Source organism: Microbacterium maritypicum, from assembly GCF_008868125.1.
Taxonomy (GTDB): Bacteria; Actinomycetota; Actinomycetes; order Actinomycetales; family Microbacteriaceae; genus Microbacterium; species Microbacterium maritypicum.
Genome location: NZ_WAAQ01000002.1, coordinates 307,833 through 328,335, shown reverse-complemented (window position 1 = coordinate 328,335; position 20,503 = coordinate 307,833). Strand labels below are relative to the sequence as shown.

The window sequence follows — 20,503 nt, the reverse complement described above, 5'->3', positions numbered from 1 at the left end:
GACGTTCACTCGTGCGCCGGGATCACGGATCCAGCTGGTCAGCGGGAAGGGTCAGCGCCTGCTCGCAGACTCCCAGTCCGTTCTGGTAGCCCTCGGCGAACCAGCGCTGCCGCTGCTCGCTGGAGCCGTGCGTCCAGCTCTCCGGGTTCGAGAACCCCGACTGCGCCTGGATGCTGTCGTCACCGACCGCCGAAGCCGCGTTCAGGGCATCTTCGATCTGCTGTTCCGTCGGCGCGATCAGGTAGGGGTCGCCGTCGGCATCCGTCTGCTCCGTCATCCGTCCGAGCCATGCACCGGCGTAGCAGTCGGCCTGCAGCTCGATCCGCACGCCGTTGCTGCCGGGACCGGTCCCGTTGTTCGGGTATCGATCCATGTAGCCGGTGATGTTCTGGATGTGGTGGCCCCACTCGTGACCGACGATGTAGAGCTGCGCGAGATCGCCGGCCGATGCTCCGAACTGCTGCTGCATGAGCTGGAAGAACGTGGGGTCCACGTACACGTTCTCCTCGGGCGGGCAGTAGAACGGACCGACGGCATTGGAGGCGGTGCCGCACTGCGTCGATGTCGCGCCGTCGACGACGATCATCTCCGGCGCGCGGTAGCCCTCGACGTTGTCGCTCCAGAAGGCATCGAGCGCGACCTGTGCCCCGGCCATGCGGCAGTCGACGTCGGCGTTCGCGTCGGCACCCGTGTCGCAGTTCTCGATGGCCGACCCGCCAGCGGGCTCGCTCCCGCCGCCCGTGGCTCCCCCGCCGAGCAGCCCGGTCAGGTCGATGCCGAGCAGAGGCCCGGCGATGAGGGCGATGATGCCGAGCACGCCGACACCGGCGCCGCCCGCGATGGCTGCCGTGCGTCCGCGTCGACGTGTGGTGTTGCCCGAGATGTCGGCGTCGGGATTGAAGGTCATGCGTCGAGGGTACTCCGAGCGGAGGCCCCTCCAACGGACGTAGGCTCGGGGCATGACGACCACGATCACCATCACCGGCGCCGGCGGACAGATCGGCTACGCACTGCTGTTCCGCATCGCGGCGGGCGACCTGCTCGGCCCGGATGAGAAGGTGCGTCTGCGACTGCTGGAGATCCCGCAGGGGCTCGGCGCCGCGGAGGGTGCCGCGCTCGAGCTGCAGGACGGCGCGTTCGGTCTGCTCGAGCACGTCGAGGTGACCGATGACGCCGCGGTGGGCTTCGACGGTTGCGACCTCGCCCTGTTGGTCGGCGCACGGCCGCGCGGCCCCGGCATGGAGCGCGCCGACCTGCTCGCAGCCAACGGCGGCATCTTCGGCCCGCAGGGGGCTGCCATCGCCGCCAATGCCGCAGCAGGCGTGCGTGTCACGGTGGTCGGCAACCCCGCCAACACGAACGCCCTGATCGCGGCGGCTGCGGCCGACGGTGTGCCTGCGGAGCGCTTCACCGCGCTGACGCGGCTGGACGAGAACCGCGCGCGGGCCCAGCTCGCACACACACTCGGCGCTCCCGTGCACACCGTTCGCCGCGTGCCCATCTGGGGCAATCACTCGGCGACGCAGTTCCCCGACATCTCGCACGCGACCGTCGGCGGGCGACCGGTCGCAGAAGCGCTCGAGCAGATCGTGGGCGACGTTCCCGCCTGGCTCGACCAGACGTTCATCCCGCGGGTCGCCAAGCGCGGCGCCGAGATCATCGAGGTCCGCGGCTCGTCGTCCGTGGCATCGGCCGCGAGTGCCACCATCGACCACGTACGCGACTGGGTGCAGGGCACCGACGACTGGACCTCGGCCGGCGTCGTCTCGCACGGCGAGTACGGGGTCCCTGAGGGCCTGATCTCGTCGTTCCCGGTGCGCTCCGTCGACGGCGAGTGGCAGATCGTCGACGGGCTCGAGGTGAGCGACTGGGCGCGCACCAGGATCGACGCCTCCGTGGCGGAACTGCTCCAGGAGCGGGAGACGGTTCAGGCGCTCGGTCTCTTGTGAATCCGGTCGCCGCGGCGTCCGACGACAGGGCAGAATGGATGCCGGAGGTGCGCGATGAGCGAGACGATTGATCCCACGAAGACCACGGCATCGGTCGACGAGGCTCTGACGAGCCCCCTGCACCTGCCGCACGATGCTGCGACGTGCCCGAAGTGCTTCACCGAGCTGCAGCAGAACCGCAACTTCTGGACGGCCCGTCCCGACGGATCGCGTCTGGTCGGCCTCGTCGTCGCCCGCGAGGGGATGCCGTCGGTCGTCGAGCAGCGCGAAGACCTCACCCGTTTCGGTGTCCCGATCGAGGGATTCCGCCACCCTGCGCCCGACATCCTGGAGAGCTGGAACGACCGCCTCGCGCGTCTCATCTCGACCCTGCGCACGGGTGATGTGGTCGTGGTCGCGAACATCAAGGCACTCGGCCTCGACGCCGACGAAGGCGCCCGCACCGCGTCGGAGCTCCGTCGGCACGGCATCATCGTGAAGGTGCTCAGCCACGACGCGCGGCATCTGGCCGACGCGGCCGCCGCTCACTGACCGGGGCGACGCCTCCGACGCTATGGCGTCGGCGTGGGAGTCGGGCCGAACGCCGGCTCGCCTGGTGTCACACCGAAGAAGAGCGGATCGCTCGGCGACTCCTCACGCGGCAGGTACCCGTCCGAAAGGTTCGCATCACCGAAAATCAGGTCACCGAGCTCGTAGCGGTCACCGGACCAGCACTTGGTCGTCGCCGTCACGAGCACGTTGCCGTTCGTGATGAACGTCACCGTCAACAACGAGAAGTCGCCCTGCTCGCGCACGATCACATCACTCGACTGAATCTCGCCCGACCCCAAGTCCATGCCGTCGAGCTCATAGCCCGCATCCATGAGGTACTTCTGCACAGCGGCGCCTCGCTCGGCATGCTGCTCCGGGCCCACTTTCGTCGACCTGGCGAGAGAGAATTTGTAAGAACCGTCCGGGCACCCCGCCCCCGAAGGCTCCATGCCGAATGAGCCGCCCGGAGCCTCCCACCGGCCGTCGAAGATCAGCGCCTGGACGCCGTTCGTGACTTCGCGATAGTCAAGGTAGTGCTGCTTCGCCTGGGCGACGAGCTCGTCGCCGGTCGGGGTCGCCATGCCGTCTCCTTCATTCGTGCACCCGGTAAGGCCTAACGCGAGCACCGCCATCGCCGCGGTGATCCGCCAGCGCTTCGCCATCCGCCCGCCCCTTGCTGCCGTTGCCACCACGACTCAGTTCCACGCCTGGCCGTTGGCCACGATGTAGGCAATGTTACGGAAGGATTCCGAATCGCGAGCGAGGTATCCGTTGCCTTCTTCCCACCAGCCCCAGATACTGTTGCCGCCGTCGTGCGCCGCGTGGCCCGGGGTTCCGAGGCCGTCCTCGGTGCCGCCGCCCACCTTCGGCACGGTGCCGCCGTCGCTTTCGAAGCTGATCGCTCCCGGCAGCTCTTCGGGGTTGGTGCCGTGTCCGAAGGAGCTGTGCTCACCATAGCGGGCGACCAGATCGCCGGGAGCCCGCGACGCGTAGACCTGAGTGCCGGAATAGTCCATCGGATCATCTCCGGTCCACGTCTGGTGGTAGCCGTCCGGCACCCCCGCCGAGCCGACCGCGATCAGATTGTCGACACCGAGGTTGTCGGGGGATCCGCCCACCGCCAGGAAAGCGGTCGTGCTGCCGTACGAGTGCCCGATGACGGAGGTCGTGACGCTCGACGACACCTCGTTGTCGAGCCCTCGCAGCGTGGCGCTGAGAGTCGCGGCCCCCTCAGTAGCGCTGCCCATCGTGTGCTCGGTAAGAAGGTTGGGCGAGTCGTATCCGTACCAGGCGATCGTTGCCGACCTGGTCCCGTCGTTGTACCCGTCGGCGAAGAAGTTCAGGTCGCGTGCGCTCTGCCCCCATGCCTCGAGGTCTCCAAGGCCCGAGAACATCCCGCCGACGAGCACGTTCACGTTGGTGACGCCTTTGAGCGGGTCGACGGGGTCACCGTTCTCATCCTGAATGGTCACGCCGTACATGACAGCAGCGGTGGCTTGCGGCTGCTCGAAGGGGTTGAACATCAGCAACTGCCCCTGGAACCGGTTGATCTCGATCCCGAGGTTCTCGAACTGCGTGTCCAGCGGCTCGCCGTAGGGTCCGGCGTCGATCACTCGTTCATATGTCGCCCTGTTGGCGAGCATGCGATCGAGGTAGGGCACACCTTCGAGGTTCCCGATGAAGCCCGGGTACGTGAGACGGAGCGCATCGCGCTGCGCATCGGTGAGACTGTCCCAGATCCCCGTGACCTCGGCAGGGGTATCTGCGTTCGCCAGCGCGTCGATCGCCGAGAGGGTCGAGTCGCTGAGGGTCGAGCCGTCCGAATGGACGAGTCCGGCGATCGCTGCACCATACGCCTCGTCCCAGAGCGCGTATGCGGCTTCCCAGCTCTCCCAGAGGCCTTCGAGGGCGCTGCGTGTCGTGGCGAGCGAGCTCTGCGCGTCGGTGACGTCCTGTTCCGCGGTCGAACGCGTGCTCGCGTCGTCGTCGGGGGTGCACATCTGCTGCTGGGATCGTGCATTCTCGAGATCGGCGACCGCCGCCTCGTTCGCCGCATGCGCGGTCTCGATGTCGTCGATCAGGTCGTTCGCGGTTCTGGCATGCGTCGCGACAGCCTCACCGTAGGCCCGCACGACGTCGGCGATGCGCCCGAGTGTGGCGATGGTCGGGTTCATCCGAGTGGCGAGCAGCCCCGATTCGCGCTGCACGAGAGTGATGCTCTGGCCCCGCCCCTCGAGGCCACCGTCGATGTTGCGCAGCACGATCTGCGCGTTCCCTCCGGCGTCTGTGAGCTTTCCGAGATCGGCATGGATCCCTTCGAGCTGCCCACTGTCATACTCGATCTCCTCGAGCGTCCACCCGCGGTTAGGAGAGGTCAGCGACATAGTCGACATCCCATCCGCTACCCAGTGAGACGTCGAGGTCCTCGAATGACTCGTTGATGCTCGTCAGTCGATCGGTGATGCCGATCCCCGCGAGATGCTGCGCCCGCGCCTCGAGCATCGCCTGTCCCAGCGCGTTCTCGAGCATGACCCGCAGGCCCGTGCGCCCCGCGGGGTTGCCGACGCCCGTGTCGCGCGCGGCGATGTCGTTCGCGTACATGACGTAGTCACCGACCGAGAAGCTGATCTGCAGGACGGCGCCTTCGAGTGCGCGCTTGTCGATCTCGACGTCTGACATGGCTTCCCCCCGGTTCTGCCGTGATCCACCATAGTTGGACGCTCGTACGGCACCGATGGGGAGAACTGCCCATCGGGCGTGATCCGGAGCTCGAGGGCACGAAGAAGGGGCCGACGGCGAACCGTCGACCCCTCCTCGAGACTGTTGTGTCAGCTGGCGCCGCGGTGTCAGCTGCCGGCGAGCTGCTGATCCAGGTCCTGGATCGCCCGCATCATGCCCAGCAGCGACTCGGACATGTCGTTGATACCGTCGACCGCGGTCTTCAGACCCGTCGTCAGCTCCGTGTAGCCCTCACCGAACTTGCCCGACGCGTGCTGCGTCTTGAAGTCCTCACCCAGAAGCGTGTCCACCTGCCCCTTCAACGTGTCCAACTGACCCTGAATGTCATCACGAGCCTGCGACAGCGACGACGCCACCTGCTCCATCTCTGCATAAGACGCACCGAAATCGGCCATCGTCCACACCTCCGCAAATCGAAAGAACCGGACCCCTCCGGCCCGAATAAGACCACCCTACGGGGCAGCCGCAAACACCGTCGATGGGGACAAGTCCCCATCGACCGCCTCAACTGCCGGGAGTGGGCGTCTGCCCTGCCATGTCCGGGACCGCGGGCTCCTCGGCCAGCTGCTCCCACGCGAAGGTCGAGATCATGGCGTCGCTCAGCAGCTCGATGCCGTCGAGCACCTCGGCGGGGATCACGTCTCCGTCGGGGATCACGATGGTCGACGTGAACACGAGCGCCTTGCGACGCAGCGTCCCCGGTACCGGAATGATGTACGTCACCGTTCGGCCGCCGACCCCGTCGATCGCGGGCGCACCCGCGGGGCGCTTGGCCTCGGTGGACCAGCGGACGATGTGCTTGAGGTTCTCGTCGAGGAACACCGCGCCACGCGCGCGGAATGCCTCGGTCACCCAGGCGTCGAGGTTCTCGCCGTCGGGCGCATCGAGGGCAGAGGCCGTGATCGACAACGGCAGCAGCTCCTCCATCGGCACGTCCTCCTGCCGATAGATCGCGAACACCTTGGTGCGCCGCATGCCCTGGTTGGCTTGCGCCATCATCGTGCGGAACTCGGCGTCCAGATCGGGGCGCCCGGCCTGCATGAAGATCGCACTCGCCTTGCGCACGTCCTCCTGCTGCCCCGCGTTCGTCGGGAGGTGCGTCGTCCACCCCGGGGGCAGCACGAGACGGAAGGCGGGGATGCCGAAGCGGAATTCCACGCCGAGGTCGTTCATCTCATTCATCGGGCGGCACTCCTCGTGTCGATCGTGCGGTCGGCGGTCACGCGGGCTGGCCACTCGGCAGGGTGATGCCGGAGATGATCTTCGGGATCTGCTCCTCCATGAGAGCGAACGGCTCGAGCGTCGACCCCATCGCCTCGATCATGATCGCAGAGTTGCCGTCGCTCAGCATCACCGTCCAGTTCGCGATGGGGCGTGCCTCCCCGTCGTCGAGGAGCACGGCGGACGTGCGTCGCAGAAGGAAGCCCTTGCCGTGGGAGTCGGTCTCCAAGGCCGTGAGCTCGGACGCCGTCGAGTCAGGGAGGGTGGCGATCTCGGTCAGGATGGCAGGGATGTCCAGGTCGGCTGCCGCGGAGACCGTCACCTCGATCACGACGTCGCTGTACACCCCGCGCGGCACGAACCACAGTTGCACGGCGGCGTTGCCGGCGAGACCCAACATGCCCTCGGCCGTGAAGAAGAGCGCCTCGCGGTCCCCGTCCGAGAGCGGGGCCCGTTCGGCGTAGTGCTCGACCGCAGCCGACACCCACTGCTCCCCGATGCTCGGCTCTCGCCGCAGCAGGTCAGCCGCGGGCAGTGGGATGAACCACTCCGCGTCGTACGCGAAGTCCCATCGCGCCGCGCCGTCGGCGACCGGCACCGACGTCATCGGGTGAGACCGTTGAGCATGCTGGCCGGCGACAGACCACCGGAAGGGCTGCCGCCCGCGAGAGCCACGCCCTTGTCCGCCCACTTGTACACGTTGTAGGCCTGCTCGAACAGGTCGGGCGCCGGAGACTTCGCGAGGCTGGAGAGCGCATCCGGCAGCTGGTTCATCAACCGGTTCCCGTATCCGGTGCCGGCCGCGACCGCCTCCTGGAACGAGACGGTGAACGAGCGATTCGATCCGCCGAGGAAACGCTGGCCGAGCCCCGCGAGGGTGAACGGACCGGTCATGCGTGTCCGCGAGGCGTTCTGTACGAAGTTCGCGAAGTTCGCCTTGCTCATCACACCCCAGCTACCCTTCGGAGCCGCGGTGATTCCACGGATGTTGCGGATCTGGCCGAGCGGTCCGGTGAGCTGCTTCGGAATCGCCTTGAAGAACTTCCCGAATCCCTGTCCGAGCTTCCCGATCGGGAGGATCCCGATGATCGACATCGCGAGATCGCCCCAGCCCTTGCGCCCGTCGAACATCAGGGCGACCGTGAGTGCGAGTGCGATGACGCCGACCACGAGTGCCGCGATCGCGAAGAAGGGCCCGCCGATGATGAGTCCGAGCACGGCGATGGCGAGGCCGATCCAGCTCACCCACTCGGCCACCACGGCGAGGACACCGGCGATGTTCTCCCACGTGGAGTCCTCGCCGATCTTGTTCGCGTCGGTGAGCCCCGAGACGGCGGTCTCATAGGCCGTGTGCCAGGTGTCGTACTCGCCGTCGAACGCGTCGAGGTTGTCGTTGTGGGTGGTCTCCGCGGTGTTGAGGGTCGATGCCGCGCCGGAGGCGGCGTTCGCGAGATTCGTGCCGGCCGTCGTGCTCGCCGATGTGTCTTCGGGTGCCGGTGGGTTCAGCCGCGTCGACGTGTTGTGCGCCTGGAGCGCATCGGCGGCGTCGGCGGCATTCGACTGCGCGGTCTGCAGCTCGGTGAGGCTGGTCTGGCAGTCGGCCACGATGGTGCGCATGCGGCTCTGGGCGGTCTCGAGCGCCGCGGCGTAGTTGTTCAGCGTGGTCCCTGCCGGCTTGTAGCGGCGACCCGCCTCGTCGAGATCCTTGTGGACGTCGTCGACGACATCCTTGATCTTGTCCATCGCGTAGCCCTCGCCTTCGATGGAGCCGTCCTTGATCCCCTTGAGCGTCGCGGCGGCACTGACCATGCTGTCACCGAGCTCGACGATCTTCGTCCCCCTGTCGGCGATCGCCACGGCATCTCCGGCCACGACCTCGACGTCACGCCCCTTGTTCGTCTGCATCTGCTTCTCTCCCCCTAGACCGCGGCCGGCTGACGGCCGGCGCCCGGCGCGTTCCCCGAACCCGACTGCTCCATCGACGTTGCCATCTCGGTGTCGAGGCTCGTGACCTCGTCGACCGTGCCCTTGACGCGATCGGCGACCTCTTTGAGCTTGGTGAGCAGTTTGTCGCGGCTGTCGTTCCAGCTGCCCTCGAAGTCGTGGCAGCGATCCTTCAGACGTCCGTCGCCGTAGGGCCTGCCGACGGCGTTCTCGACGTCATCCTGCTTCGCCGCGGCCGACTCCAGCTCGGCCACGATCGCCGTGAGCTTCTCGCTGGTCGTCTGCAGATCACTGATCGGCACGAGCATGCGTTCGCCTGCCATGACCCCCTCCTTCTTTCCCGGACGCTATGACGTTACTGGGAAGCACCGCGCGACGCGATGGGGAGTACTCCCCATCCGCCGACACCTCAGACCTTCCAGCTGCTGTTCCTGCGCTTCTCCAGAATGCGCTCAGCGACTTTGATCACGTCGGCCATCGAGAGGAGCGAGAGTTCAGTGAGAGCCGCCGCACCGGGGCCGCGCTTCTGCGCCTTCGCAGCGGTGGTCCGAACCGCGGGGCGCGCGTCTCGGGAGAGCATCTCGACGAAGCTCGACCAACGCCGGAGGTCGAGTTTCGCCAGCTCGACGCGGTGCGTGCGGCGAAGACGTGAGAGTCGACGTCCGCCAGCTCTGCGCGTCGCGCTCGCCTCGTCGGCCGTGTAGTCGCCGCGACTCTGGGCCACTTTGGCCTGCTTCTGCGCAGTCACCTCGATGACTCGCGCAACCTCTTCCGCGTACGCAGGCATGGCCCGCAGGAGTCGCCGTTCCTCGGCCACCCAGCGCCGCAGGAGCACGTCACCGCACTCCGGACACAGCTTCTGCGGCATGACGCCATCGACCGCATAGCCGCATGCGCAGTCGATACCGCCGCGCTGCTGCGCCCGATGCGGACGTCCGCCGAGCTTCGCCCGCAGGAGCGAGGCTCCCACCGCGCTGCGCCCGAGCTCGTCCGCGAGGAATCCCTCGCCGCTCCTGCGCTGCATGTCGGCGACCAGCAGCTCCCAGCGCTCCTGGTCTGCCGGTCGGATCAGCGGGCGAGCGGAGGCCGCATATTCGTCCAACACCGCGGTGATCTCCGCCTCCTGAGCGGCGCGCTTCAACGCCGTCGCCGACGTCGCTCCCGGCCAGGACGGGAACGCGATGTGGGCCGCGAGTTCCCGCATCCGAGCGTCACCCGAGACTCCCGCCGCCTCATGCAGCGCGGCCAGGGGCGCATTCGCCTCCAGCACACCGCGTTCGAACTCCTCGACAGCCTCAGACGCACTCATGCTCCCAGAGTAAACGCCCGCGAACGACGAAGAGGGCCGACCGTCATGGTCGCCCCTCTTCGTGAAACCGTGCCGTGGTTCAGCTGCCGGCGAGCTGCTGGTCCAGGTCCTGGATCGCCCGCATCATGCCCAGCAGCGACTCGGACATGTCGTTGATACCGTCGACCGCGGTCTTCAGACCCGTCGTCAGCTCCGTGTACCCCTCACCGAACTTGCCCGACGCGTGCTGCGTCTTGAAGTCGTCACCCAGAAGCGTGTCGACCTGACCCTTCAACGTGTCCAACTGACCCTGAATGTCATCACGAGCCTGCGACAGCGACGACGCCACCTGCTCCATCTCTGCATAAGACGCACCGAAATCGGCCATCGTCCACACCTCCGCAAATCGAAAGAACCGGACCCCTCCGGCCCGAATAAGACCACCCTACGGGGCAGCCGCAAACACCGTCGATGGGGACAAGTCCCCATCGACGAGCCCGGTCAGTCCACCACTTCGATCGAGGTGAAGAGCGACGAGATATCGTGCTGCGCCTCGTGGAGCGCACCGCCGTCGTCGACGAAGACGTCGAGCATCAGCAGCGTCCGCGCAGTCCGTCCGAGGAGGCGCCTCAGCGCGATGGTCGAGTCCTCGACCGCGACGAGCAGCACGCAGTCCAGTGCCGTATCGAACGCGCTCCCCTCGACCTCGGTAATGTTCTGGACCATGCCTCCCGCACCGAGGAAGACGAGAGATTCCAGGGGCTGCTCGCACAGCGACTCGTCGAGTTCGACAGCCGTCAGGTGAGCGACGACCACCGCTCCGCCGATCGAGGGGAGCCACCAGAATCGTTCCTGCACCCCCGGAAGCGGCGGCTCGGCGCGCACGAGAGTGAGCGCGCTCTCGGCGATAGCCGTGCGGACAGCAGCGGGCGCCTCCGCAAGGGCTCGGTCACCTGCGACTTCGGCGGCCCAGGACACGTCATCGACGAAGTCTCTCCATGGGAACACGAGCGGAAGTGTCAGCCAAGCGGTCTGGTCGGGCCGCACCCGGTAGCGGCTCACGCACGCCACCGGAACGTCTCGACGATCGTATCGCTGAGCTCGATCAGACCATTCACCAGATCGGGTGCGGTGTCGTCGAGCGTGGTGATGGAGGTCGAGATGATCATGCCGCGACGATCGCGGGGGTTCGGAAGCGCGATGCCGTAGTCGATCTGCCGCCCGATCACGTCCGCGAGCTCGTCTGTGCCGCGGCGCTCGCTCTCGACCCGCAGAATCCGACCGATCGACGTGTCGAAAGCTTCAACGGTCCCCTTCGCCATGTCGCGGAACGCCGACTCGAAATCGGTTCCGGGACGAGCGACATGTTGGATCAACGCGAACGACATCGGCAGAGGTTTCGAGTCGTCCCCCATCGCGTCCGGAAGGTAGACCGCACCGACGCTCCGCGCCTGCATCTGCTTCCATTGCTGGCTGATCAGCATCCGCGCCTCGACATCGAGATCGGGGCGACCGAGCGCCCGAATCTGCGACGACATCCGCGTGGTCAGGGCTTTTCGCCCCTCATCATCGATGAAGTACCGCGTCCATCCCGGCGGGAACAGGATGCTGAATCCGCCGGGCTCGCCTTCGGCCATCAGCTTTCCTGACCGGGGGTCCATATCGGGCGTCCTTCACGCTGACGAGCACGGTCATCTCGGACGGCGAGGATCAGCGCTGCGACCATCAGAACCACAGTGGCGGCCCCGTCGAGACCGGCCGCGGCCCACCGCAGCGTCGCCTCGGTCGCCCCTTCCGAAGGGAGCATCCACGCGAACATCGCCGAGGACGCGGTGGCCGCACCCGTCGCCGCGAACGCTCCGCCCACTCGACCGGAATCGTTCACACGCGCCGTAGCGAGAACAGCGGCGGCCAGGATGAGACCGATGACGGACACGACGAGAGGTAGCAGCCCTGGAAAAGAGAACAGGGGGTAGTCGATGGCAACGCCCCACATCGGCGCACGACCGGCGGCGATCTGTCCTCCGGTGAGAAGCAAAGACCCAACGAGATAGACGATCAGCGCCGCCGCCTGCATCATCCGCAGCAGGAGATACATCGTCGTGATCCGCTTGTGCACGGAGGCCCGAGGGGAGGTCATGAGAATCAAGCGTAGGCCGTCACCAGGGCGCCGTGATCGACCCGTAGACGTTCAGACTCGTGGATCCGAGCCAGTTCACCGCGTTCAGCCGCGATACCAGGCTGGAGGGGAAGTGCGACGCGGTCGCCGCGATGAACTGCTGCACGGCAGGATTCGCCCCCCACTGCGAGTTGTGCATCGTCGTGAGGAATCGCTGCATCTGCTGCACCTCAGGGCCGCCGTTGACGATCGTCCGCAACGGGTTGACGAAGAGACCCGGCCTGGGCAGATTCGACATCGAACGGATCGGTGCCGCGAGCCACTGGAACGGCGTCGCCCAGGTGGACGGATGAAAGAGCCGCACGCGCGGAAGGCCCGCTCGGATCACCGAGGTGACGACACCCCGTCCGCCGCTGAGGACGGCACCGAGCGCGGGAACGCCCTTCGAGAGCACCCTACCGATCCCGAACGGCAGCAGGCCGAGCGCGGCGAGCCCGACGTCGCCCAGCGTCGCACGACCATCGAAATACTTGAGCGCAGTGAGACCGAGGCTGAGGAGAGTGAGTCCGAGGAGCACCCCTGCCAATAGACCTGTGAAAGGGGCGCCGATGATCAGTGCGACGATCGTGAGAACGATCAGGACGACGGATATGACGGTGAGGAGGTCGTCGACGAATCCCCAGAATCCGTCGCCGTTGTCGGCCGTGTCCATGGCCTTCTGCACACCCTCCACGGCATCGTCATACGCATCGGACCACGCCTCGAACACATGGTCGAAGCTGCGCCACTGGGCATCGCGATCCGCCTTCGCTCCGGTGAGCGAGGTGTTCGCCGCATCGACGGCGCCGGACGCTGCTTCCTTGTCCGCCTGCGTCGGCTCGTCCTCCCAGGGCCACTGATGATCGACCGAGGCCTGGTTCCGGTCAGCCGCTTCCTTCTCATCGAGCGCGCTCTGATACTCCCTCTCCGCGCGTTCGACCTCGTCGAGGTGAAGGTCGAGCCAGTTCTGCGCGGTCCGCAGCGCGTCCGCATACGTACGCAGCGCCTTGCCCGTCCCCTCGTAGCGCACCGCGGCATCGGACAGGTCACTCGACGACTCCCGTGCCATGTCGCCGAGTTTGTCCGTGCCTTTGCTCTTGTGGACGCTGGAGTCACCGATCTCGGTGAGCAGCACCGCCGTCTCGGACATCGTGACGGCGAGCTTCACGAATCCGTCGCCGTCATCCCAGATCACGGTCGGGTTTCCCTCGAGCGGTCGCAGTTCGTGCTGCGTGAACGGAGATCTCATCGCGGAGTGGCCTTCCCTACGGAGACGTCTGCGGTGCTCGTGGGGTTCTCGAAGCCGTTCGCGGTCTCGGAGTCCCACTGCTCCCAACCATCGATGATCCCGGTCAGCTGCTTGAGGATCTCGTCGAGGTTCTTCTGCAGCTTGCCTCGGTTCGACTTCCAGTCGTCCTCGAAGTCGGAGACCTTCTGCCGCAGCTCGGAACGTCCGTCCGGTTTTCCGACGGCGCTCTCCAGCGCATCGTTGGTCTGAGCCGCCGATTCGAAGGCGTCAACCGAGGATGTCAGGCCGGTCTTCGTCAGGCGAAGTCGGTCCAGATCGAGCATGATGTCCATCGCGAGTATCTTCTCCAGCGGGGATGATGAGAGAAAAGGGGCCGACGGATCCCGCCGCCCCCTTTCGAGTCAGAGTGCCCCGGTGTCAGCTGCCGGCGAGCTGCTGATCCAGGTCCTGGATCGCCCGCATCATGCCCAGCAGCGACTCGGACATGTCGTTGATACCGTCGACCGCGGTCTTCAGACCCGTCGTCAGCTCCGTGTACCCCTCACCGAACTTGCCCGACGCGTGCTGCGTCTTGAAGTCGTCACCCAGAAGCGTGTCGACCTGACCCTTCAACGTGTCCAACTGACCCTGAATGTCATCACGAGCCTGCGACAGCGACGACGCCACCTGCTCCATCTCTGCATAAGACGCACCGAAATCGGCCATCGTCCACACCTCCGCAAATCGAAAGAACCGGACCCCTCCGGCCCGAATAAGACCACCTTATGGAAATACCCGCACCGACGTCGATGGGGACAACTCCCCATCCGCGGCTTCGGCCGTTCCTACCCCTCGACGAGCGGCAGCTGCACGGTGACCTGGCGGCCGGCCTGCACGAAGATGCCTCGCCCCTCGGGGAAGTCGGTGCGCTTGACCTTCGGGAACGGCACCTTGAACACCGCGTCGCCGTCGAAGGAATCGGGCTTGAGGATGATGCCCTTGCGCCCGGCCTTGAAGTCGCCGATGAACCCGAAGCCGCTCGTGACCTGCGTGACGTCGGCGTCGCCGATGAGCAGGTGGTCACTGCGGTTGATCGCCTGGAAGAGGGCCTTCATCTCGCGCTCGGCGGGACTGTCGGCGAACTGGGGCACATCTTCGACCACGATGAGCACTCTGGTCGGGAGCGAGTCGTCGGCGATCAGCTCGGTGATCTCCTTGGCGAGCTCCTTCGCATCCTCCGGCGTCACCGCGCTGCGTGTCCAGCTCGCGTAGTCCTTGAGCTGAGCACGGCGGCCGCCGAAGTGGAACAGCACGGCGGAGGGGTCGAGCCGCCGCATCGAGGTGATGAGCGACTTCAGGGCGTTGGTCTTGCCCGACGACGGCGGCCCGGCCACGACGAACGTGCCGACCGGGTCGAAGTCGCGCGCGGCCAGGGTGTCCTCCGCGACGCCGAGCACCGGGAACTCACCCAGACGATCGGGAAGGTCGCGCACCGACAGACGAGTGGGCAGGGCGCCGATCTCCGGCACCTCCCTCGCACCCGACGCGCGCAGCTGCTCCGCGAGCCGTTCCAGCAGCTTGGTCTGCTCGGCGACGTTCGGGGTGCCGCCGAGAGTGGCGATCTGGGTCTCCCGACCATCGACGATGGCACGACCAGGCGCCGAACGCTCGTCCAGCACGTCCTTGGGGGCGTTGAGCATCGCGTACCCGGATTCGTCGGAGAGCCGCAGGACCACGCGCCGCGACACGTTGGCGCTGACCGCGGTGGGCACGGAGCCCGAACGGTCGGCGCTCGCGATCACGTGCACGCCCAGCGGGCGCCCCTCCCCGAGGATGCGCATGAACGTCTGATAGAACGGCATGCGCGCGGTGGTGGACTCCCACTCGCTGCGGAACTGCGGGAAACCGTCGATCAGGAGCAGGATGCGCGCCTCGTCCTTACCGGTGATCTCGCGGTACTCGGTCAGGCTGGAGGCATTGGCGGCGCTGAAGCGCTTTCCACGGTCATCGAGCACCTTGGCGAGCGAGCGGAGAACGCGCTGCACACGCTCGGAATCGTCGCCCGAGATGATCGACCCGACATGCGGCAGCATCTCCAGGCTCTTGAGCGAGCCGGAACCGAAGTCGAGGCCGTACACCTCGACGTTCGAATGCGCGGAGTCGAACCCGGCGGCGATCGCGATCGTGCGCAGCACGGTCGACTTGCCCGATCCACTCGTGCCGTAGACGAGCAGCGACCCGTCCTTGTCGGGATGGAAGTAGGCCGGCTCCTGCAGCTGACGCTCCGGGACATCCATCTTGCCGAGCAGCACCTGTCCGTCGCCGAGCACGGGGAGGTCGCGCATGTCGACGGCGCCCTCCAGATCGTCGAGCCACGGGCGTCGGGGCGCCGGGATGCGCGCCTGTCGCGCCGCGTTCACGAGCGTCGCCACGATGCGCTTCTGGTCGTTGGGTCCGAGGTCTTCGTCGTGGGAGTCGGACTCCGGAGCCTGCTCGGCCTCCCAGGTCTGGATCGAGCCGAACCGGAGCTCGGCGACCTTGACCTCGGCTACCTGCACCTCATCGGTCGTCCACCCGCCCGCGTAGGCGGACTGGAAGGGCACGAGACGCCCGGGACCGGTCTTCGCGATACCGCGCCCGGGTAGCGACGGCGAGAACGTCGCCGCCACCGGATCATCGACGACGTCCTTGGAATCGGATTCGTCGGCCATACGCAGCGCGACGCGGAGGTTGGTGTTCGCGCGGAGGTTGTCCTTGATGACGCCGGCGGGGCGCTGCGTCGCCATGATCAGGTGGATGCCGAGGGAGCGACCGCGCTGAGCGATGTCGACGACGCCGTCCACGAACTCCGGCACCTCTCCGGCGAGCGCGGCGAACTCGTCGATCACGAGCACCAGCGCGGGCGGGGTCTCCGGGTCGCGGCGCTTCTCGAGCTCGAGCAGGTCCTTCGCCTTCTTGCGGTTGAAGAGGTGCTCGCGGTGATGCAGCTCCGCGCGCAGGCTGGTGAGCGCACGCCGCACGAGGTGCGGGCTGAGGTCGGTGACGAGCCCCACCGTGTGCGGGAGGTCGACGCAGTCGGCGAAGGCGGAGCCGCCCTTGTAGTCGACGAAGAGGAATGTGACACGGTCAGGGCTGTGGGCGGCAGCCATGCCGAGCACCCACGCCTGCAGGAACTCGCTCTTGCCGGCACCGGTCGTGCCGCCGACGAGCGCATGCGGACCCTGCGTGCGCAGATCGAGGGTCATCGCATCGGTCTGCGACTGGCCGATGATGGCGCGCAGGTTCCCGGCCTTCTTGAGACGGGACTGGGGCGCGCCGGAGCGGTCGATGATGGTGTTGTTCTGCCGCCAGCGGTCGATCACGGCGTTCGCATCCTCAGCGACCTCGTTCCCCACGAGCGAGAGGAAGCTGACCGAGTTCGGGATGTCGGAGGAATCCTCGATCACGGTGCTCGAATCGACGACCGGAGCGAGACGCTTCGCGAACATCATCATGTACGCGTGCGAGACGCCCTCTACCTGCACTCCGTGGTAGTCCACGCCGCTGCGGACGGTGCCGACCACGGCGTCGCCGAGCCCGGCGCTCACATCCACGAAGGTGCGGCACGCCGCGGGCAGCGCTTCGACGACCGGGGCGACGAAGAGGGCGTAAACGCCGACGTCGGCACCACGCTCCAGGATCTGGGTCAGGCGGGCCCGGTCCACGGGGGCGTCATTGGTCACGATGACCAGGATCGCGGTCTGCCCGGGGAACGTGGCGTCCTCGGCCGCGCGCTTGACGTCGGTGCCGTAGCGCATCGGATCCCAGTCGGCGCCGTACGGAGGACGCGCCGATTTCGACTCCCGCGAGCGACGCAGCACGATCTCCTCGAGACCGCTGAGCAGGGCCGTGCCGGTCGAGGCGGAGTCCGCGAGCGGCATCTCCTTGAACGGGTTGCGCTCGCTCGAGGTGTGCGGCAGCCATTTGAGCCAGTCGAGCTCGTTCGCCCACCCCGGCTCGGTGAGGGCGACCGTGACCAGTTCGTTCGGCGAGTGCGTTCCGAACAGCTGGACCGCGATGCCGCGCAGCGCATCGCTGGCGAGCGAGGTCGGCCCCGCGACACCGATGGACCCCACACTCTGCAGGGATTCCAGGATGGGTACGTCGGCGATCATCCGGTACCGCTCCTCGAGACGGTCGACACGTTCGACGTACTCGACGAGCGCCTCCGGAGTCTCGGTGCGCTTGATGCGGGTGCGCGCCTCGCTCTCGCACACCCCGAGCCGCATGGCGAGGAAGTTCCAGTGCTCCGGTCGGCGCGTCCACAGCAGGGGGCCGAGGCGCATCGCCTCGTCGAACACCACCGCGACGGCCGGCACCTCGTTCTGCCGCACCTCCCGCTCCTTCGGGTGCGAGTGGTAGAGCGTCTCCTCGAGTCGCTCGAACTGCTCCTCGAACGACTCCGCCTCCTTGCGCAGGCGCTGGCCGATGTTGGTCTTCTGCGAGATGAAGTTGCCGAACATCATCATCGGTGATGCGGCGGCGATCAACAGGGACGCGGGGCGCTGCGTGATGCTGAACATCGTGACGGCCAGCAGGATCGGCGCGACGAGCATGGGCCAGGGGAAGAGCCTCGACGGCTGGTCGCGCGGGTAACGCGGTTCGTCCAGCTCCTGACCGGTGAAGCGTTCCTCGACCCGGGGGCTGCGGTTGAACATCAATGCTCCCCCGCGCTCGAGCACGGGGTCGCCCGACGCCGAACCGTCGAAGTCGCTGACCATGTGCACGACGAACTCGCAGTCGCCGAGCACGAACGTCTGACCGGGAATGACCCGGAGGCGTTGGACCAGACCGCCGTCCACGAGGATGCCGTTGGCCGAGTTCAGGTCGACCAGCTCGACGAACGTGGTCGCGACCTCGATCCTGGCGTGGCGCTTGGAGACGAGCGGATCGGCGATGGTGACATCGTTGGCGGCGTCTCGCCCGATCAGGAAGTGCCCGATGGGCAGCGGGAACTCCTGACCGGCGGCGGGCCCGGCGACGACCGTGAGCACCGCGGCAGGACGCGCACCGGCGCCTCCCGTCGAGGCCCGGTGGGGTCCGACGTTGACCACCTCGGCGAGGAATCCGGAGCCGATCGGGGCGTCACCCACGAGCAGGTCGGGGTTGAGCATAGTGAGCTGCTCGCTGGTCGGCGGCGCCACGGAGAGGGTGAGCACATCGGCCGCTCCCGCCGCGATGCTGCGCGCCGGGTCGGTCGTGGCGATCTGTCGCGCGACATCGGCGATCGTCGCGGTCGAGTCCGCCATCACGACCACATCGGTCAGAGGTGCTGCAGGTCGACGCAGGGTCAGCTTGACTCTCATCGCTCGTCCTCACCGCGCCGAGGGCGCATCTCACTGCTCAGGGTCATACCCACTCCACGTGGAGGGACCTGTCGCCGAAGCGGACCGTGTCCCCGGTCTTCAGCTCGGCGGGGTGGCCGGCCGGCAGAGCGGTCTCGGCGCCGCCCCGCACGACCGCACTGCCGTTGGTCGACGCGCGGTCGACGACGAAGACGCCCCGTCGAGCGGGCATCACCGCGATGTGCGTCTTGGACACCGATCGCGTGTCGTCGACCACCGGCACCAGGAGCGCCTCGCCCTCGCCGGGAGCCGCGCTCGGGGACCGCCCGAACAGCGTCGTCCCGCGCACCTCGATGCGCTCCCCGGTGTCGAGCACCAGAATCGCGCGGACGCCCACGGGAGCGACGACGGGCGCTGCCGGGGCGTCGTCCGGTGCCGGCGTCGCCGCAACAGGCCCAGCCGCTGGAACGGGCGGCATCGGCGAAGCCGCCGGAGGCGCCACGTACGCCGGGGCCGGGTCCGATGCCGGAGCAGGAGCCGGAGCCGGAGCGAACGATGCCGGACCCGGGGCTCCCGTCGCCAGCGACGGCGGCGTCGACGAGACCAAGGCCCCCGGAGCAGGAGCCTGCGCCGGCTCGACCGCCGGCCCCGACGCGGCGCGGTGCGCACCGATGACACCGCCGGAGAGACGCGCACTGGGGACGTACTCGGCCGGTGCATCGCGATGCACCGGCGTCGCCAGTGACGGCAGCGGGGCCTTCTCCTCGTGTTCGGGCGTCTTCACGCGCTTGCGCGCGATGCGCATGCGCTTCTGGTCGTAGGGGTTCAGCCCGCCGCGCACGTCGACGAACCAGGTCGCCGCGGCGAGGTCGAGCCACCCGCGTCCTCGCCGCTCGATGTCGAAGAGCGGGGAGAGCATGATCACCAGCACCGGGCCGATGAGCGGCACGATGAACGAGGCGTAGGCGACGAGGTAGCGGACCACGGCGCCGCGCCAGAAGCCGGGGCGTTCGAGGGTGCGCACGTTCACGGAGCGGATCCCGCAGATCGCCTTGCCGAGCGTCACACCTTTGCGGCCGTGCAGCACGAGCTGGACCACGACGTAGGCGATCATCAGGCCTTGCGAGACGGCCGCCGCGACGATGAGCCACACCAGGTCACCGCGGGCGAAGAACTTCTCGGGGTCGAACTGCCCGGCCACCGCCTGGGCGAGAACCGGGGTGAGCGCGATGATGGCCGGGAGCGCGATGAGCACGGCCACCGTCCACTCGATCACCGCGGCGAGCACGCGCGCCCCGCGCCCTGCTGCCCGCAGGCCCAGCGACTCCGCGTACGCGGGATCGGGGCGCCCGTGCGCGTCGAGTCCTTCGACCTCCGGTGCGTGGTCGTCGATCTCCCAGATCACTCCTGCTCTCCCTCGACCTCATCGACGGTGTGCGCGGTGTCGAGAAGGGGCAGGTCGCTCTTGCCGACCAGGCGCGACGCGATCACGTGCTCGACCAGACGCGCACGTCGGTTGGTCGCGAAGCTGCGCTGACCGCCGCGCATACCGGGCACACCGATCCGGTCGAACTTGTCGCACACGTTGTCGAGCTTGCGGTTGAACCGGGTGACGGTCCATCCGAGTCTCTCCGCCGCCTTCGCCGAGGTCGGGATCTCACTCATGCCGGTGCCGTCCCTGCGCAGCTGCGGCTCGGCCAGCGCGAGGATGAGGAGCTTCTGGCTGAGGGTCAACGGGACGTCGCCGATGGTGGAGGCGCCACCGTCGTCGTGCTCGCGCCTGGTCGCGCGGAACGCCGGCTCTGCCGCGTGCAGCGTGAGCTCGTACGTCGTCGGACCCGCGCTGAACACGACCGTGGTCGTCTCGAAGACCACGGGAAGACGTGCGCCGGGAGCAAGCCACGCCTGCACGCCGCCCGCCGAGTCGGTCACGGTCGCCGTGAGCCGCGTGCCGACGTTCGACAGCCACCACAGCCCGTCGGCGTCGGTGATCTCCAGGAAGTGGCGGTGCAGGAACAGGTTGTCATCCAGCTCGAGGTCGCCCTCGCGCCCGACGATGAACCGTCCGCCCGGCCGGACGGGGAAGTACTCCCCCGCGAACTCGACGGTCACTCCGCCTTC

22 protein-coding genes are annotated in these 20,503 nt (G+C 67.6%); 2 read left to right on the top strand and 20 right to left on the bottom strand.

From position 1 onward, the window contains the following. Positions 1 to 22 precede the first annotated feature (22 nt). Positions 23 to 907, bottom strand: coding sequence for a KPN_02809 family neutral zinc metallopeptidase (ypfJ, locus tag F6W70_RS12250; RefSeq protein WP_151486867.1), 885 nt, complete (start codon positions 905 to 907; stop codon positions 23 to 25). Positions 908 to 959: 52 nt separating this feature from the next. On the opposite strand from ypfJ, the gene F6W70_RS12245 reads away from it, so the two are divergent. Further along, positions 960 to 1,949, top strand: coding sequence for a malate dehydrogenase (locus F6W70_RS12245; RefSeq protein ID WP_151486866.1), 990 nt, complete (start codon positions 960 to 962; stop codon positions 1,947 to 1,949). A gap of 54 nt (positions 1,950 to 2,003) precedes the next feature. Then, on the top strand, positions 2,004 to 2,480 hold the full coding sequence (locus F6W70_RS12240; RefSeq protein WP_055869643.1) for a recombinase family protein: 477 nt from the start codon (positions 2,004 to 2,006) through the stop codon (positions 2,478 to 2,480). 20 nt (positions 2,481 to 2,500) lie between these two features. Here the strand turns inward: F6W70_RS12240 and F6W70_RS12235 are convergent, their stop codons facing one another. From F6W70_RS12235 to F6W70_RS12145, 19 genes are all read right to left on the bottom strand, one after another. Continuing rightward, positions 2,501 to 3,142: a hypothetical protein gene (locus tag F6W70_RS12235; RefSeq protein ID WP_151486865.1), complete on the bottom strand. Its 642-nt coding sequence runs from the start codon at positions 3,140 to 3,142 to the stop codon at positions 2,501 to 2,503. Between the two features lie 33 nt (positions 3,143 to 3,175). Beyond that, positions 3,176 to 4,864, bottom strand: coding sequence for an alpha/beta hydrolase (locus F6W70_RS12230; RefSeq protein WP_170287910.1), 1,689 nt, complete (start codon positions 4,862 to 4,864; stop codon positions 3,176 to 3,178). After that, a complete protein-coding gene (locus tag F6W70_RS12225) occupies positions 4,845 to 5,159 on the bottom strand; it encodes a hypothetical protein (protein ID WP_055869634.1) in 315 nt (104 codons plus the stop codon). Before F6W70_RS12225 ends, F6W70_RS12230 begins: the two co-directional genes overlap by 20 nt. Positions 5,160 to 5,326: 167 nt before the next feature. Next, positions 5,327 to 5,614, bottom strand: coding sequence for a WXG100 family type VII secretion target (locus F6W70_RS12220; RefSeq protein ID WP_028501988.1), 288 nt, complete (start codon positions 5,612 to 5,614; stop codon positions 5,327 to 5,329). A 109-nt stretch (positions 5,615 to 5,723) separates the two neighbouring features. Further along, positions 5,724 to 6,401: a hypothetical protein gene (locus F6W70_RS12215; protein WP_055869631.1), complete on the bottom strand. Its 678-nt coding sequence runs from the start codon at positions 6,399 to 6,401 to the stop codon at positions 5,724 to 5,726. Between the two features lie 37 nt (positions 6,402 to 6,438). Further along, a complete protein-coding gene (locus F6W70_RS12210; RefSeq protein ID WP_151486863.1) occupies positions 6,439 to 7,047 on the bottom strand; it encodes a hypothetical protein in 609 nt (202 codons plus the stop codon). Continuing rightward, the gene (locus F6W70_RS12205; RefSeq protein WP_055869622.1) at positions 7,044 to 8,345 is read right to left on the bottom strand and encodes a putative T7SS-secreted protein; all 1,302 of its coding nucleotides are present in this window, start codon (positions 8,343 to 8,345) and stop codon (positions 7,044 to 7,046) included. Before F6W70_RS12205 ends, F6W70_RS12210 begins: the two co-directional genes overlap by 4 nt. A 14-nt stretch (positions 8,346 to 8,359) precedes the next feature. Then, the gene (locus F6W70_RS12200) at positions 8,360 to 8,707 is read right to left on the bottom strand and encodes a hypothetical protein (protein WP_055869619.1); all 348 of its coding nucleotides are present in this window, start codon (positions 8,705 to 8,707) and stop codon (positions 8,360 to 8,362) included. An 86-nt stretch (positions 8,708 to 8,793) separates the two neighbouring features. Further along, positions 8,794 to 9,693, bottom strand: coding sequence for a hypothetical protein (locus F6W70_RS12195; RefSeq protein WP_151486862.1), 900 nt, complete (start codon positions 9,691 to 9,693; stop codon positions 8,794 to 8,796). A gap of 79 nt (positions 9,694 to 9,772) precedes the next feature. Further along, the gene (locus tag F6W70_RS12190; RefSeq protein ID WP_052678951.1) at positions 9,773 to 10,060 is read right to left on the bottom strand and encodes a WXG100 family type VII secretion target; all 288 of its coding nucleotides are present in this window, start codon (positions 10,058 to 10,060) and stop codon (positions 9,773 to 9,775) included. Positions 10,061 to 10,173: 113 nt separating this feature from the next. After that, positions 10,174 to 10,680 (bottom strand): hypothetical protein, encoded by a 507-nt coding sequence (locus tag F6W70_RS12185; RefSeq protein ID WP_151486861.1) that lies wholly within the window; start codon positions 10,678 to 10,680, stop codon positions 10,174 to 10,176. 50 nt (positions 10,681 to 10,730) lie between these two features. Further along, positions 10,731 to 11,309: a hypothetical protein gene (locus F6W70_RS12180; protein ID WP_151486860.1), complete on the bottom strand. Its 579-nt coding sequence runs from the start codon at positions 11,307 to 11,309 to the stop codon at positions 10,731 to 10,733. After that, complete coding sequence (locus tag F6W70_RS12175; protein ID WP_151486859.1) at positions 11,309 to 11,812, bottom strand: hypothetical protein; 504 nt, start codon at positions 11,810 to 11,812, stop codon at positions 11,309 to 11,311. Before F6W70_RS12175 ends, F6W70_RS12180 begins: the two co-directional genes overlap by 1 nt. Positions 11,813 to 11,831: 19 nt before the next feature. Then, positions 11,832 to 13,079, bottom strand: a complete 1,248-nt coding sequence (locus tag F6W70_RS12170; protein WP_151486858.1) for a hypothetical protein — start codon at positions 13,077 to 13,079, stop codon at positions 11,832 to 11,834. Then, the gene (locus tag F6W70_RS12165; protein ID WP_046746675.1) at positions 13,076 to 13,411 is read right to left on the bottom strand and encodes a hypothetical protein; all 336 of its coding nucleotides are present in this window, start codon (positions 13,409 to 13,411) and stop codon (positions 13,076 to 13,078) included. The genes F6W70_RS12170 and F6W70_RS12165 overlap by 4 nt, the downstream gene beginning before the upstream one ends. 85 nt (positions 13,412 to 13,496) lie before the next feature. After that, complete coding sequence (locus tag F6W70_RS12160; protein WP_052678951.1) at positions 13,497 to 13,784, bottom strand: WXG100 family type VII secretion target; 288 nt, start codon at positions 13,782 to 13,784, stop codon at positions 13,497 to 13,499. A 119-nt stretch (positions 13,785 to 13,903) separates the two neighbouring features. Continuing rightward, the gene (locus F6W70_RS12155; protein ID WP_151486857.1) at positions 13,904 to 18,403 is read right to left on the bottom strand and encodes a type VII secretion EssC family protein; all 4,500 of its coding nucleotides are present in this window, start codon (positions 18,401 to 18,403) and stop codon (positions 13,904 to 13,906) included. A gap of 43 nt (positions 18,404 to 18,446) precedes the next feature. Beyond that, the gene (locus F6W70_RS12150; RefSeq protein WP_151486856.1) at positions 18,447 to 19,787 is read right to left on the bottom strand and encodes an RDD family protein; all 1,341 of its coding nucleotides are present in this window, start codon (positions 19,785 to 19,787) and stop codon (positions 18,447 to 18,449) included. Beyond that, on the bottom strand, positions 19,784 to 20,494 hold the full coding sequence (locus tag F6W70_RS12145) for a hypothetical protein (protein ID WP_241244620.1): 711 nt from the start codon (positions 20,492 to 20,494) through the stop codon (positions 19,784 to 19,786). The genes F6W70_RS12150 and F6W70_RS12145 overlap by 4 nt, the downstream gene beginning before the upstream one ends. Positions 20,495 to 20,503: the final 9 nt, after the last annotated feature.

Bases quoted from the DNA above. Each gene is read 5' to 3' on its own strand.
- ypfJ (WP_151486867.1), bottom strand. From the start codon at position 907: ATGACCTTCAATCCCGACGCCGACATCTCGGGCAACACCACACGTCGA.
- F6W70_RS12245 (WP_151486866.1), top strand. From the start codon at position 960: ATGACGACCACGATCACCATCACCGGCGCCGGCGGACAGATCGGCTAC.
- F6W70_RS12240 (WP_055869643.1), top strand. From the start codon at position 2,004: ATGAGCGAGACGATTGATCCCACGAAGACCACGGCATCGGTCGACGAG.
- F6W70_RS12235 (WP_151486865.1), bottom strand. From the start codon at position 3,142: ATGGCGAAGCGCTGGCGGATCACCGCGGCGATGGCGGTGCTCGCGTTA.
- F6W70_RS12230 (WP_170287910.1), bottom strand. From the start codon at position 4,864: ATGTCGCTGACCTCTCCTAACCGCGGGTGGACGCTCGAGGAGATCGAG.
- F6W70_RS12225 (WP_055869634.1), bottom strand. From the start codon at position 5,159: ATGTCAGACGTCGAGATCGACAAGCGCGCACTCGAAGGCGCCGTCCTG.
- F6W70_RS12220 (WP_028501988.1), bottom strand. From the start codon at position 5,614: ATGGCCGATTTCGGTGCGTCTTATGCAGAGATGGAGCAGGTGGCGTCG.
- F6W70_RS12215 (WP_055869631.1), bottom strand. From the start codon at position 6,401: ATGAATGAGATGAACGACCTCGGCGTGGAATTCCGCTTCGGCATCCCC.
- F6W70_RS12210 (WP_151486863.1), bottom strand. From the start codon at position 7,047: ATGACGTCGGTGCCGGTCGCCGACGGCGCGGCGCGATGGGACTTCGCG.
- F6W70_RS12205 (WP_055869622.1), bottom strand. From the start codon at position 8,345: ATGCAGACGAACAAGGGGCGTGACGTCGAGGTCGTGGCCGGAGATGCC.
- F6W70_RS12200 (WP_055869619.1), bottom strand. From the start codon at position 8,707: ATGGCAGGCGAACGCATGCTCGTGCCGATCAGTGATCTGCAGACGACC.
- F6W70_RS12195 (WP_151486862.1), bottom strand. From the start codon at position 9,693: ATGAGTGCGTCTGAGGCTGTCGAGGAGTTCGAACGCGGTGTGCTGGAG.
- F6W70_RS12190 (WP_052678951.1), bottom strand. From the start codon at position 10,060: ATGGCCGATTTCGGTGCGTCTTATGCAGAGATGGAGCAGGTGGCGTCG.
- F6W70_RS12180 (WP_151486860.1), bottom strand. From the start codon at position 11,309: ATGGCCGAAGGCGAGCCCGGCGGATTCAGCATCCTGTTCCCGCCGGGA.
- F6W70_RS12175 (WP_151486859.1), bottom strand. From the start codon at position 11,812: ATGACCTCCCCTCGGGCCTCCGTGCACAAGCGGATCACGACGATGTAT.
- F6W70_RS12170 (WP_151486858.1), bottom strand. From the start codon at position 13,079: ATGAGATCTCCGTTCACGCAGCACGAACTGCGACCGCTCGAGGGAAAC.
- F6W70_RS12165 (WP_046746675.1), bottom strand. From the start codon at position 13,411: ATGGACATCATGCTCGATCTGGACCGACTTCGCCTGACGAAGACCGGC.
- F6W70_RS12160 (WP_052678951.1), bottom strand. From the start codon at position 13,784: ATGGCCGATTTCGGTGCGTCTTATGCAGAGATGGAGCAGGTGGCGTCG.
- F6W70_RS12155 (WP_151486857.1), bottom strand. From the start codon at position 18,403: ATGAGAGTCAAGCTGACCCTGCGTCGACCTGCAGCACCTCTGACCGAT.